The organism is Bacillus weihaiensis (genome assembly GCF_001889165.1).
In the GTDB taxonomy this organism is placed as follows: Bacteria; Bacillota; Bacilli; order Bacillales; family Bacillaceae; genus Metabacillus; species Metabacillus weihaiensis.
In genome coordinates this window covers 3,758,453-3,771,751 of record NZ_CP016020.1, presented here as the reverse complement: position 1 = coordinate 3,771,751, position 13,299 = coordinate 3,758,453, and the positions used below count along the sequence as shown (strand labels likewise).

11 protein-coding genes are annotated in these 13,299 nt (G+C 38.4%); 9 read left to right on the top strand and 2 right to left on the bottom strand.

Translation table 11 applies throughout. From position 1 onward, the window contains the following. Positions 1–105 precede the first annotated feature (105 nt). Both A9C19_RS18140 and A9C19_RS18135 read left to right on the top strand, forming a co-directional pair. The gene (locus tag A9C19_RS18140; RefSeq protein WP_072581237.1) at positions 106–2,184 is read left to right on the top strand and encodes a bifunctional diguanylate cyclase/phosphodiesterase; all 2,079 of its coding nucleotides are present in this window, start codon (positions 106–108) and stop codon (positions 2,182–2,184) included. A 152-nt stretch (positions 2,185–2,336) separates the two neighbouring features. Beyond that, positions 2,337–4,226, top strand: coding sequence for a methyl-accepting chemotaxis protein (locus A9C19_RS18135; protein ID WP_083584435.1), 1,890 nt, complete (start codon positions 2,337–2,339; stop codon positions 4,224–4,226). A 130-nt stretch (positions 4,227–4,356) separates the two neighbouring features. Here A9C19_RS18135 and A9C19_RS18130 read toward each other — a convergent pair whose 3' ends face one another. After that, positions 4,357–5,286, bottom strand: a complete 930-nt coding sequence (locus A9C19_RS18130; RefSeq protein ID WP_072581235.1) for a helix-turn-helix domain-containing protein — start codon at positions 5,284–5,286, stop codon at positions 4,357–4,359. Positions 5,287–5,471: 185 nt separating this feature from the next. On the opposite strand from A9C19_RS18130, the gene A9C19_RS18125 reads away from it, so the two are divergent. From A9C19_RS18125 to A9C19_RS18115, 3 genes are all read left to right on the top strand, one after another. Beyond that, entirely contained in the window at positions 5,472–6,443 is a 972-nt protein-coding gene (locus A9C19_RS18125) for an alpha/beta fold hydrolase (protein WP_083584434.1), read from the top strand. A 132-nt stretch (positions 6,444–6,575) separates the two neighbouring features. After that, positions 6,576–7,121 carry a sigma-70 family RNA polymerase sigma factor gene (locus tag A9C19_RS18120; protein WP_072581233.1) on the top strand — a complete coding sequence of 182 codons (546 nt, stop codon included), beginning with the start codon at positions 6,576–6,578 and terminating at the stop codon, positions 7,119–7,121. Further along, on the top strand, positions 7,108–8,118 hold the full coding sequence (locus A9C19_RS18115; protein WP_072581232.1) for an anti-sigma factor: 1,011 nt from the start codon (positions 7,108–7,110) through the stop codon (positions 8,116–8,118). Before A9C19_RS18120 ends, A9C19_RS18115 begins: the two co-directional genes overlap by 14 nt. A 183-nt stretch (positions 8,119–8,301) precedes the next feature. On the opposite strand, the gene A9C19_RS18110 is transcribed toward A9C19_RS18115, so the two are convergent. Next, the gene (locus A9C19_RS18110; RefSeq protein ID WP_072581231.1) at positions 8,302–8,919 is read right to left on the bottom strand and encodes a TetR/AcrR family transcriptional regulator; all 618 of its coding nucleotides are present in this window, start codon (positions 8,917–8,919) and stop codon (positions 8,302–8,304) included. Positions 8,920–9,095: 176 nt separating this feature from the next. Between A9C19_RS18110 and kynU the strand changes: the two genes are divergently transcribed. The 4 genes from kynU to A9C19_RS18090 are packed head-to-tail and all read left to right on the top strand — an operon-like array spanning position 9,096 to position 13,267. After that, positions 9,096–10,367 carry a kynureninase gene (kynU, locus tag A9C19_RS18105; RefSeq protein ID WP_072581230.1) on the top strand — a complete coding sequence of 424 codons (1,272 nt, stop codon included), beginning with the start codon at positions 9,096–9,098 and terminating at the stop codon, positions 10,365–10,367. Continuing rightward, positions 10,368–10,994 (top strand): arylformamidase, encoded by a 627-nt coding sequence (gene kynB / locus A9C19_RS18100; protein ID WP_072581229.1) that lies wholly within the window; start codon positions 10,368–10,370, stop codon positions 10,992–10,994. A gap of 46 nt (positions 10,995–11,040) precedes the next feature. Next, positions 11,041–11,895: a tryptophan 2,3-dioxygenase gene (gene kynA / locus A9C19_RS18095; RefSeq protein ID WP_072581228.1), complete on the top strand. Its 855-nt coding sequence runs from the start codon at positions 11,041–11,043 to the stop codon at positions 11,893–11,895. 25 nt (positions 11,896–11,920) lie between these two features. Then, entirely contained in the window at positions 11,921–13,267 is a 1,347-nt protein-coding gene (locus A9C19_RS18090) for a sodium-dependent transporter (protein ID WP_072581227.1), read from the top strand. Positions 13,268–13,299 lie beyond the last annotated feature (32 nt).

Here is a 13,299-nt window from a genome sequence, read left to right as displayed (position 1 = left end):
CCTATTTATAACATTTTTTCGACAAATTTAGAAATAAATCGACAGGTCCCATGTACCACTGTAAGATAGAGATAGATTTTAATAAAAGATAAGGTTGCGAAAATAATGTTTAATATGCCAAATGTAAGTGTGGTTAATGTGTTAGAAGGGGAGTATGCTTCTTCCATTGTGTTAATGTCGGTTGTGATTGCTTGTTGTGCTTCATATGTTGCGCTTTCGTTGAATCAGAGAATTCAGCAGAATAGTTTCTTTCATCGGTATTTTTGGCTTTCTCTTGCTTCTGTCGCAATGGGGCTAGGAATTTGGTCGATGCACTTTGTCGGAATGAGTGCATTTATGCTTCCACTATCAATGGAGTATGATTTTTTTCTAACAGGAATTTCTATTTTGCCGGCCATTTTTGCCTCTTTTCTAGCGTTTTATATCGCAAATCGAACAAATACATCGCATTGGCCATATCTAGTTTCAGGTATTTCAATGGGACTGGGAATTTCTTCGATGCATTATGTTGGTATGGCTGCGATGAAGATGGATGCCTCCTATGTATACAAGCCTATTATATTTACGATTTCTGTTCTGATTGCCATTACCGTGTCGTATGTTGCATTAAGTATTTTTTCGAATTCAAAGAGATTTATAGATACCCAGCTTAAAAAGCTTATCACCTCCATTATTATGGGACTTGGTATCTCTAGTATGCATTACACGGGAATGAAGGCCGTCGTTTTTTATGTAGACAAATCTGCTGGTCATGAGCTTAATCACATTCATCAAATGGATGTGTCCCACTTAATAAAATTTGTGGCGATCGGCATTACCCTTTTATTGCTTATATCAGGGTTGGCAAGTATTCTTGATCGATATGTAGAATATCGTATGAATTATTTCGATGCGCTAACACAGCTGCCAAACCAGAGACAGTTTGAAAGTCTCCTTAATAAAAACATGAGTTTAAGAGGAACACTAGCAATCATCGAAATTCATCAGCTTGAAAAGTGGATAAGTACACATGGGTATTCAATTGGTGATGACATCGTTCAAACGGTGAAAAGGATAATAGAGGAACAAAAGTCACCTAGTTCAACGATTTATCGAATTGAAGGGAATCGTTTGGCGATTATGGATTGGGATGATCAATCCGGAAAAAGAATGAAGGCCTCGTTGAACGAAATTTCAGCAGCTTTAAAAATGCCTTTGAAAAGGAAAGACCATATTCTAACTATTGATCATATTTGTGTTTATAGCTCTTCAAACAAAGAAAAAGGCATGAAGGAATTATTTGCGAACACATTGGCAGTACTCCAACACCCATCTGCATTAATGGATAGTGGCGTGATTGAGTACAACCCTTCTGTTCATACGTTTAATTTAGAACGTCAAGTCGTGCTTGATATTGAACGAGCGATGGAACAGCATGAGTTATTTCTTGTCTATCAACCTAAGGTGTGTTCAAAAACCTATGATGTGTCAGGCGTGGAAGCACTATTACGCTGGAAGCATCCAGAACAAGGAATGATCTCACCAGGTGTATTCATACCGATTCTTGAAAGTAATGGGAAAATCTTTGATGTGACAGATTGGGTCATACGTGAAGTAAGTAAACAAATATCGATTTGGAAAAGAGAAGGAAGACCATTTGCAAAGGTTTCTATTAATATTCCAGGTCCGTACATTACCTCTGAAAGATTGATGTCTGTCCTAAAGGAGAATATAAGGGATCATAACATTGACAGCCGATCATTAGAGCTTGAAATTACCGAAACTAGTGTCATTGACAACATCGAGAATGCAATAAAGGCTGTTGGTGAATATCGAAAATTAGGTCTCTCTGTTGCGTTAGACGACTTTGGAACCGGCTTATCATCGTTATCCTATTTGAAACGAATCCCTGTTACAACAATCAAAATTGACAAATCGTTTGTAGACGATGTCCCAGACTCTGAAAAAGACTCGGCAGTCCTAAAAGCCATCATCACCCTATGCAGCTCCTTAAATATGAAAGTCGTCATCGAAGGAGTAGAAACTAAACAACAATTCGACTTCATCAAATCAGTCACCGAAACCCCCCATATCCAAGGCTACTATTTCTCAAAGCCATTGGAGGCTCAAGAGCTAACGGAATGGTGCCTGGCACTACCCGGAAAATCTTGTACCACAGACGAGGGAATTGTTTCACAAGTATGACAAGAAATTTAACTAAAAGGAACAAATCTACCATGTTAAAGAGACCAATGCTCATCAAAAGCATCGGTCTTTTTTTGATACGCTCTAGAGTATGGTCCAGGATGATTGTACGTTCTCTTTGTTTTGAGAATATGAGAGTGGGTTGCTAATTGATGAAGGTGAAGAAGGGGCACCAGAAACTAAAAAAAAAACCTCCCAAGTACACCAACAGAAAAAAGTCTATTTATAAAGCATTAAAACTTGACGATATAAGAAGTATAGAAAAGGGGGACATTATGAGAAAGATAAATAGTATTTCATTTAAGTTGTTGATGGGTATTTCTGCTATGATTTTACTTGCAACTACTACTTTAGGAATTTTAAGTTATCAATTTGCGAAGGTTGAGTTGGTTAATAGTGGGAAGTTAGACTTGCAGCATCTTGTAGAAAATTCAGTTTCTACACTGGAAATTTTCAATGATCAAGTAGAATCTGGATCACTTACCATTGAAGAGGCAAAAGAAAAGGCTCGAGAAGTATTAATTGGACCGACGGTGTCAAATGACGGAGTTATATCCCATGATTTTTCGCAATCTTCCTTTGTTTATAAAAAAGATGGGTATTTGTTGGCGTATGATTCAAACTATATTGCGCAGCTACATCCGGTTATTCCTGTTGGAGAGAACAAGAAAGATTTGCAAAACGCTAAAGGACAATATATTGTTCAGGATATTGTTAAGGCAGCCAAAGCTACTAGTCAAGAAGAGCGTTTTTATGAATATGCATGGAAAAACACAGGGGAAACGCTTGAGAGAAATAAAATTGTCTATTTGTCCTATTTTGAACCATGGGATTGGCATATAGGCATTGGAGCTTACGAAGATGAATTCTATGAATCTTTGGATAAACTTCTATATGTCATTTTAGGTGTTACACTCATTATTACTATTGTAGGAATTATATCATTCTATTTTATCACTAGAAATAAGTTGAAGAGTTTACAGGATATCACTACGTCCTCTCTCCTTATAGCTAAAGGTGATTTACATGTGAAATCGTTACCAGAATCTGGCGATGAAATCGGCCAATTGGGGAAAGCATTTAATCAAATGACTGAGCAATTAAAATCCATGATTTCAAATATGCAAGTAACAAGTACTAACGTTTCACAATCTGCATTAGAGTTATCCGCGTTAACAGAGGAAACGAATGCAACAAGTGAAGAAATTGGCCGGGCTATGAATGAAATCACACAAGGTTCTGTTTCACAAGCTACTGACATTGAATCCACAAGTCAAAAAACGGAGGATTTAGGTGTAGCGATTAAAAATATGAATCAACAAAATCAAGAGATGCTTAAGCTAACAGATGATTCTACCAACGCAATTGAGCTAGGAAAAGAGAAAGTAAGGGTGCTCCAGTCGTCAAACAAGGAATCTATTCAAGCATCAGATCAAATTAGTATTGGGATTACGAACTTATACAGCAGTATTAAAGATATTGCGAACATTGTAACGACTATTGATTCGATCTCACAACAAACAAATTTACTGGCTTTAAATGCAAGTATAGAAGCGGCAAGAGCCGGTGAATATGGAAAAGGATTTGCCGTTGTGGCAGACGAGGTTCGAAAGCTAGCTGAAGAAACAAATAAAGCAACATCTGAAATTCAGCACATGATTAGTCATATTGAAAAAGAAACGGAAACAACTGTTATAGCAATGGCAAATACATCAGACATTACTATGAAGCTTGATAGTGCTGTAACGGATACTGAAACACAATTCAATCACATCTCAAGCACAATGAATCGAATTATTGAAGCAGTGGGACAGCTAAACTTAGAAATTGAAGTAGTTACAAACCATAGCGATAGTATTGTCGACTCTATTCAAAACGTTGCAGCCGTCGCAGAACAAACAGCTGCATCATCTGAAGAGGTACTTGCTAGCATCGACGAACAAACAAATGTCATCGGCACCATCGCAACATCTGCCCAAAACCTAAACGAACTAAGCGAAACCCTACAGCAGATGATTCAACGATTTGAAAAAGAGAAATAGGTGCCTGGCACCACGTTCAAACGAATGGTTTACAAAAAGAGTTCAATGCTTCTTGCATTGGGCTTTTTTGCATAAATATAGAGTATTTGAATCGTGACAGGCACCGTCTTTATGGAACCATCACCAACAATCACCCTTCACCAATAAAGTCATAGAGCATGTCCCTGTTTTCCCGGCGCTTTTCTATGATTAGGTTATGATAGACCAGTCGATAGAAGTAGCCATGGAAGGTGGAGTGGATTTTGTTCTGTTTTTGTTGGAAGATGGTTTGTTTCAGTGCTGATATGACAGGTGCAATGACTTCATCAATGTGCCTGTTTAAGTTAACCTTCTTTGCAACAATATTTACTCGATTCCAAAGAGAATAAATCTCATTTGTAGGAAAAAAAGGGTTTGCCGCTTCAATAAATTCCTTATGAACGGATTCAGGAAGGAAAGAAGAATCAATGCATGCATCTGAGATTTCAAGAGGAGAGCTACCTCTATGAACAGTAGTATTTTTATGAATTTGACCTTCTTCACTATCACTTGCTGAAACAGATTCTAAGTTTGCTTGTTTATCTTCTAAAATTTTATCTGAACTCTCACTACTTACGTTAATAGGTTTCTGTTTTTTATTCTCACAGAGTGAATGTTGTTTATTCTTAGTATCACTAGGAGTGACACATACCGTGACATCATGGGGTGACATGGTAGATACTAGCTCATCAATTGATTGATAGGGCTGAATAACTAAAATGTTGACCCCTTGTTTTCCATTTGGACGTATTGTGGGAATCTTAGATAGAATCCGTAAGCTCTCAAGCTTATGGATGGCCCTCATTACAGTCCTTCTACTTAAGCCAACATCTTTCGCAATGGTTTCATGCTTAGCAAATGATACCCCAATCACCTTCGTCGAATGCGTCCAGATGAATGTCAGAACCTTTAGTGTACCTTCAGATAACTCCTGTTTGTGATGATATAGAAAACCACGAACCGCCTTATCCATTTCTTCAACAGATGAAAAAGATTGATACCCTTTTACAGCTTCATAAGAAAACCTTTTGAACTTTGCCATATCCACCACTCCTTAAAATGTCTGTCACCCTTTATATAGGAGGAAAGGATAGATGGGTAGCGGATGAAGAAAAGAAAATTCGGGAGGTACCTGTTACCCCCTAATCCTCCAGAAATTTCTTTGGTACCTCCACTAGCTTTCAAGTAAAATAGGAATGAAAGTATAGAGAGAAGAAGGGGTGGAGGGTGTTGAAGAAACGTATTTTTATTAGTATTGGTAGCGTAGCTATTTTATTTGCGGTACTTCTTATTTTTGCCGGAAACTATTTTTACAATGTGGCAGTGAACCGTGCACATGAAGCGGTTGATTTACATGGTGGCGAAGGAGATAGAGCAGAGCCTGTTAGCGCGCTGGTGGAAGAAGAGAGACAAGCCAAATTAGAAGAAGTGCTCCTGTGGACAGAGGAGCAAACGTTCAAAGAGCTTGAGCTGAAATCTGAAGATGGATTAACGTTAAAGGCAGCGTTTTTAGACCATCCAGACTCTAACGGTAAGGCTGTGATCCTTGCTCATGGATATAAAGGAAGCAGTGAACAAATGCCAGGAGTTACGAAGTTCTATTATGAACAAGGCTTTGATGTGTTAAAGCCAGATGCTAGAGGACATGGTAAGAGTGAAGGAGACTATATTGGCTATGGCTGGCATGATCGAAAAGATTACGTACAGTGGGCCAATCTATTAGCTCAGGAATATACGTCAACGAATATCCTGCTCCATGGCTTTTCAATGGGAGCCGCAACCGTATTAATGACAAGTGGTGAAGCACTTCCAGACGAAGTGAAAGGGATTATAGCTGATAGTGGCTACACCAGTGTAAAAGAAGAATTAGCTCATCAACTAAAATACTTATATCACTTACCTGCCTTCCCACTCATGGAAGTGACAAGTGTGGTGACAAAAGTGCGTGCAGGCTACACCTTTGATGAAGCCTCTGCTATTGAACAGGTGAAAAAGAACACATTACCACTTTTCATTATCCATGGCGATCAGGATGAACTCGTTCCAACAAGCATGGGTAATGAACTTTATGAAGCAGCGACTAGTGAAAAAGAGCTCTGGATTGTACCTGGTGCAGATCATACAGAAGCCTATACGGTTGCCGAAGAAGAATATCAGCAACGACTTTTAACTTATTTTGAAAAAACGATTGGAGAATGAAAGAACAGGTACTCATTCGTAATTGAATGATGCCTGTTTTTCTATACTCGCTAAAAAAATTTCCTCGCGTATGTGTAACATTTCTTCTGCTAAATCGTGTATATAGTATAACTACTTATGAGGGGCAAAAAAATGGAATTTGGTCGAAAGCATGAATTGGAGCATGTGTATCAGAAGTATGCAAAATCATTATATGTATATCTTTTAAAAATGTCTGGTTCCCCTCATTTGGCAGAGGATTTAACCCAGGAAACGTTTGTACGCGCAACCATATCACTATCCTCTTATAATCAAGAGAACATTCGAGCATGGCTTTTTAAAGTCGCTAGAAATGCATACTTAGATGAATGGCGGAAGCGGCAAAAAAGAAAATGGATTCCGTTTTCAGAAATTTTATTTACTCATGAAAAAATGATTAGCCCTTATGGATTACCTGAAGAAGAACTCGTGTTAGGTGAGCAAAAAAGTGATCTACATATCCTTCTTACTTATTTACCTGAACACTATCGTACCATCTTATATCTAAGAGAATACGAGGATTTTAGTTATGAAGAGATACAAACATTACTTGAATTAACAGAAGGTCAGGTGAAAATTCATTTATATCGTGCACGAAAAAAATTATCTGAACTAGCAGAAGAACTTGGATGGGAGGAAAAAGACGGTGGAATGGAATGAAAATAAAGAAAAGAAGATCTTCAGAAAATACAGATTTACTCTAACTGTAAGGATTATTCGTATTATTATTACTTGTCTTATTCTCTTTTGGATCTACATGATGGTGGTGTATATTAGTTTTCATAGTTTGAAAAGTGACATGAAGCACAGTTATTTTAGCAGCCTAGCAAATGATTGGACCATACCAAATCTCTATGAAGAATTGGGAGGAAATCCGAACAGTCGCATTACTCCTTTCTTAACACAAATTGTGAATGAACCCGTCTATAAAAAGGTAGGGAAAGACTATCAAGCTGTAGGAACGATTACAATAGAGAAAACACTTTTCACACACTTATCTTCACGTGAAATCCATTATTTTGACCAGCAGGCTGAAGAGGGTTACGTTTTTTTCCTACCAGAAGATCCAAGGAATGGAGAGAGCCTATCAACCGATCAAGATGATCATGTCTGGTATACCCTAGATAAAATTCATGAAGGAACTGTTGGTGAACTATCGTTTTCAACAGAAAAGTTCATGACTCCAGAAGAATTACTAGAGTTACTAAAGCCTTATGATCTTGAACTTATATGGGCACCGCTATATACGGGAGAATTTAAGGAATATAAGCCTACTAGCTATAGTGAGAGCGAAAATAGTCTCCAAATAGACAATTGGATTGGTTTAGCTGGTGGAAGGAAAAGTCAAGAGGATTATACTTATTCTGCAAAAATCAATATTCTTAATGAGGAAACATTAAAAGAAAGTCAAAACATGATGCTTACCAACATGAACCAACTGCTTGAAGAAGAATCCACATCGTATTACGAAACCTTTTTAGGGTTGTCTCATCTAGATAACCGTTATGAATATATTAAACAAAATGGCTTTATCGTATATGGTGGCGTGGTAACGGGACCTGTAAAAGAGCTTCTTAAACTTAAGGAAGTAGAGGAAATAAGAGGTGCGAAACTAGGTGAATTAAGCTATTGGAATTGGGATGAGCAAAGGGAATGATGCCTGCGAGCGGTTAATAGATAGCCGCTCTATTTTTTGTTGAGAGATGAGAGGAAAGTCAGTAGACAGGTAGAGAATCGCTTTGATTCGCTTACCGCTGAACAGGGGGGTAAATAGGAGGCGAAATTTGTTAAATAATCAGTGAGACACTCCTACATAAAAATAAGCAGGCGAGATCCCTGCTTATTCATATAGACCATTTGCATAAATAGTAGTTAAATTATGAATGACCTCTTCTAGAGAATAGTGCGTACTATTTTGTACAAGCTCCCACATAAACATCTCATTGGAAAAGAACCAGCCTCTTGCAACGAGCTGAGCGTCTACATTTAATCGTGCAAGCTTATTTTGTTGAGCATAGCGAATATCAAGTGAGATGCGACTAATAAATTTTTCGCGAATATCGTACCAAGCCTTTTCAATTTCAGGCGAGAGCCCGATTGCTTCCTTCACAATGCTCATCATTTCCTTCTCTTTAATCGCTAGTGATAAAAAGAGCTGAACCTGCTTTTTAATTTGTTCAAGGGCTTCTTCCTTCGATGCTGGTGTAAACGGCATTTCGGCTACTTGATAGAATTCATTCATTAAGTCTTCCATGATGATCATAAATAACTCGTCTTTATTTTTAAAATAAACATAGGCTGTTCCATACCCTGTTTTTGCTTTTTTAATAATGTGAGATATGGTGGCTTTTTGGAAGCCATATTCTAAAAAAGTCTCTTTTCCGGCATGAAGTAATTTTTGACGGGTTTTAAGGGCTTGTTGTTGTCTAGCAGTAAGGGTGTCCGTTGAACTTGTCATGATTTCATTCCTTTCAATCTGACAATAACCTTTTTATCTTATAGTACAAGCTAATAAATGTTCTGACAACTTATTAACCTATTTAAATGACATAATGTCATTGACTTTGTGTCAACTTCCTAGATATACTAATTAATAAAGATGAAAAATTCTGAAAGGTTAGGTGTGAGGAAATCATGGAAGCTACATATGACTACGCAAAAAAGCTTGATGAACAGGATCCTTTAGCAACATATCGCGATGAATTTTATATAAATGAAGCTGGATTATATCTTGATGGAAATTCATTGGGGTTATTATCAAAAAGAGCAGAGCAATCGTTGTTAGACCTTTTAGAAACATGGAAACAGTATGGAATTGATGGATGGACGAGTGGGGAGCATCCTTGGTTTTATCTTGCAGAGACATTGGGAAAACAGATGGCACCACTTGTCGGTGCGCATGAAAATGAAGTAATTGTAAGCGGTTCCACTACAATCAATCTCCATCAGCTCGTTTCGACATTCTATCAGCCGACAGAAGGGAAAACCAAGATCTTAGCGGATGAATTAAATTTTCCGAGTGATATTTATGCGTTGCAAAGTCAGATTAAGCTGAAAGGGTATGACCCAAAGGATCATCTTGTTCAAGTAAAGAGTAGAGATGGTCATCAACTAAATGAAGAGGATCTGATTGAAGCGATGACTGAGGATATTGCGTTAATTGTCTTGCCGGGTGTGCTTTATCGAAGTGGGCAGATTCTTGATATGAAAAGACTAACGGAGGAAGCGCATAGACGAAATATTTTAATAGGCTTTGATCTTTGCCACTCGATTGGGTCGATTCCTCATCATTTAAGTGAGTGGGGTGTGGATTTTGCTTTCTGGTGTAATTATAAGCATTTAAATGGGGGACCTGGTGGAACGGGTGGATTGTATGTAAATCAGCGACATTTTAAAAAAGTACCTGGTTTGACTGGTTGGTTTAGCTCTCGGAAGGATCAACAGTTTGATATGAAGCATGAGCTGACTCCAGCAGAGGACGCTGGTGCCTATCAAATTGGGACGCCAAATATCTTTAGTATGGCGCCAATTATTGGTTCCCTCACGATGTTTAATGAAGTAGGGATGGAGAGAATTCGGGAAAAATCTCTTCATCTAACAAGCTATCTACTGACCTTACTAAAAGAGGAGCTTAACGGGTATGGGTTTATCGTAAGAAATCCGATGGAAGAGAATAAACGTGGTGGCCATATTTATTTGGAGCATTCAGAAGCTGCAAGAATATGTAAAGCATTAAAAGCAGAGAGAGTAATACCAGATTTTCGATCGCCTAATGGAATCAGATTGGCGCCAGTTGCTTTATATAATAGCTTTGAAGATGTGTGGAAGGCAGTACAACTATTGAAAAAGATTATGGAAAATGAGACGTATAAGCAGTATGAGAATAAGCGAGGAGTTGTCGCATAAATGGGGAAGAAATGGATTGATATTTCACAGCCTTTAACAAATGATATTGCCCATTGGCCTGGGGATACTCCTTTTTCCTATGAAACTGTTTTTACAAAGGATGAAACAGGCTCAGTGAACATTGGGAAAATCACAACGAGTTTACACACGGGGACGCATATTGACGCACCGTTTCATTTTTTAAATGAAGGAAAAACGGTATTGGATCTTGATCTTGAGCTCTATATCGGAAAAGCTAAGCTCGTTGATGTATCAGATTGGGATGAAGTAACACCAGAAGCATTCTTTAATAGTGAATTAGATGGTGTACAGAGATTACTAGTTAAAACGAAAAAACAGGTAGAACCTCATATTTTTCCGCAAGAAATACCGAGACTGTCGCCAGAGCTTGCCCCTTTTTTAAAGGAAAAAGGCGTCCGTTTACTTGGTGTAGATCTTCCGTCTGTTGATGCGTTAAATAGTAAGGAGATGGAAACACACCACGCATTGTATCAGCATGATATTCATATTTTAGAAAATATATATGTCGAGCATGTGGAGCCTGGCTTATATGAGATCATTGCGCTTCCTTTACCAATAAAGGGGGGAGATGGAAGCCCAGTGCGTGCTGTGATTCGACCACTATAGATCAAAAAGATTGATTTTCTTTTCGTTTTAAAGGAGGATAAAAAAGATGACGAACCATAATCAACAAGAAACCAATGCAACAACAGCAGAAAAGAATATTCATACCGATTTTACACACAACATGACCTATGGTGAATACTTGGGTCTAGATAAGATATTATCTGCTCAAAATCGATTGTCAGGGCACCATGATGAGATGCTTTTTATTGTGATTCACCAAGTGAGTGAGCTTTGGATGAAGCTTATTTTGCACGAAACAAAAGCTGCGATTGTCTCAATTGAAGAAGGAGATTTATCGACGGCACAAAAGCGCTTAGCAAGGGTTTCGAAAACACAATCTCAAATCATTCAGGCTTGGGATGTGCTTTCAACTATGACTCCTTCAGAATACATGGAGTTCCGTGATTCCTTAGGGCAAGCATCAGGCTTTCAATCGTATCAATATCGAATGATTGAATTTGCGCTAGGATACAAAACAGATCATGTGTTAAAAATATATCAAAAAGATCCCGCTCTTCACGCAGAATTAAAGGCTGCATTCGAGGCAAAGGGTCTTTATGATGTGGCGATTGAAGCTTTACATAAGGCAGGTCTTCCGATTGATGAGGATGTCTTAAATCGTGATGTCACGAAAACGTATCGTGACAACGAGTCGGTGCGAAAGGCGTGGATGACTGTCTATCACAACACAGATCACTATTGGGAACTTTATGAGCTAGCAGAGAAATTAATCGACCTTGAGGACTGGCTACAGCAGTGGCGCTTCCGTCATATGAAAACGGTCGAGAGAGTGATCGGCTTTAAGATGGGAACAGGTGGTTCATCAGGTGTAGGCTACTTGAAAAAAGTACTGGACCAGCGCTTTTTCCCTGAATTATGGGCGATTAGAACAGAATTATAAAATAGTAGAGTAAGAGGGGGATGTCATGAGTTCAAATCGAGAACAGTGGTCGTCGAAATTCGGCTTTATCATGTCGTCAGCAGGGGCTGCAATCGGTCTAGGGGCCATTTGGAAGTTTCCGTATGTAACAGGAATGAGTGGTGGAGGAGCCTTTCTTCTTATTTTCATTGCCTTCACTCTGTTAATCGGTCTTCCCATGTTAATTTCTGAATTTATTATCGGACGAGGTGCACAGAAGGAGGCAGTCACTGCCTACAAAAAGCTTGCGCCAAATAGCTTGTGGACGATAACGGGTCCACTCGGAGTAATCGGTTGTTTCTTGTTGTTATCGTTTTATGCAGTTGTTGGTGGTTGGGTTTTCATTTATAGCATAATGGCTATTAGCGGAAATGTTATTACAGCTGATGCAAGCTATCCTGATCTATTTGGAAAGATTACGGCTACACCGTTCATCACATTAGGAGGATTAGCTGTTTTTTTACTAATCAATGTGTTAGTCATCTCAATTGGAATTAAAAACGGAATTGAAAAAGCAAGTAAGTATATGATGCCGCTCTTATTCGTGTTCTTTATTATTCTTGTCGTTCGTTCCTTAACATTGGACGGTGCAAGGGAAGGGATTGAATTTTTCCTTAAACCAGACTTTTCGGAAATAACAGGGGAGTCTGTATTATATGCGCTTGGCCAATCCTTTTTTGCTCTTGCAGTAGGTTTTTCATGTATGGTCACGTACAGCTCTTATTTAAGTAAGAAGGTAAGTATTCCTTCTTCGGCTGGGTCTGTAGTGGTTATGAATATTTTTGTATCCATTTTAGCTGGTTTGGCTATCTTTCCAGTTGTGTTCGCCTTTGATTTTGAACCAACTGAAGGACCGGGGTTATTATTCATGGTGCTACCAGCCGTATTTTCGCAAATGCCAGCTGGTGAATTTTTCTTAGCTGTGTTTTTAATTTTATTTTTATTTGCAACTTTAACGTCTTCCTTTAGCTTACTTGAAATTATTGTATCTGCATTCACAGAAAGTGGTAAGCGTTCAAGGAGAAAATCAGCTTGGCTATCAGGTCTTGTTGTATTTATTGCTGGCATACCTGCTGCATTATCCTTTAGCACTCTCCAAAACCTTCAAATCTTTGGAGATACGGTATTTGACGCCACGGATTTCCTTGTAAGTAATATCATGCTTCCATTAGGCTGCTTACTGATTGCCTTGTTCATTAGCTGGAAAATGAACAAACAAGTAGTAAAAGAGGAGTTTACGCTAAGTAATACGTTATCTCCAGCTATGTTTACCATTTGGAGCTTCTTAATGAAGTGGGTTGTTCCGGTCACAATTGTCATTGTGTTTATCGGTACGCTAGTTTGGCTGGTTTAATGAAATGGAACGAGGAAATGGGCACTTTCTCA

Bases quoted from the DNA above. Each gene is read 5' to 3' on its own strand.
- A9C19_RS18140 (WP_072581237.1), top strand. From the start codon at position 106: ATGTTTAATATGCCAAATGTAAGTGTGGTTAATGTGTTAGAAGGGGAG.
- A9C19_RS18135 (WP_083584435.1), top strand. From the start codon at position 2,337: ATGAAGGTGAAGAAGGGGCACCAGAAACTAAAAAAAAAACCTCCCAAG.
- A9C19_RS18130 (WP_072581235.1), bottom strand. From the start codon at position 5,286: ATGGCAAAGTTCAAAAGGTTTTCTTATGAAGCTGTAAAAGGGTATCAA.
- A9C19_RS18120 (WP_072581233.1), top strand. From the start codon at position 6,576: ATGGAATTTGGTCGAAAGCATGAATTGGAGCATGTGTATCAGAAGTAT.
- A9C19_RS18110 (WP_072581231.1), bottom strand. From the start codon at position 8,919: ATGACAAGTTCAACGGACACCCTTACTGCTAGACAACAACAAGCCCTT.
- kynU (WP_072581230.1), top strand. From the start codon at position 9,096: ATGGAAGCTACATATGACTACGCAAAAAAGCTTGATGAACAGGATCCT.
- kynB (WP_072581229.1), top strand. From the start codon at position 10,368: ATGGGGAAGAAATGGATTGATATTTCACAGCCTTTAACAAATGATATT.
- kynA (WP_072581228.1), top strand. From the start codon at position 11,041: ATGACGAACCATAATCAACAAGAAACCAATGCAACAACAGCAGAAAAG.
- A9C19_RS18090 (WP_072581227.1), top strand. From the start codon at position 11,921: ATGAGTTCAAATCGAGAACAGTGGTCGTCGAAATTCGGCTTTATCATG.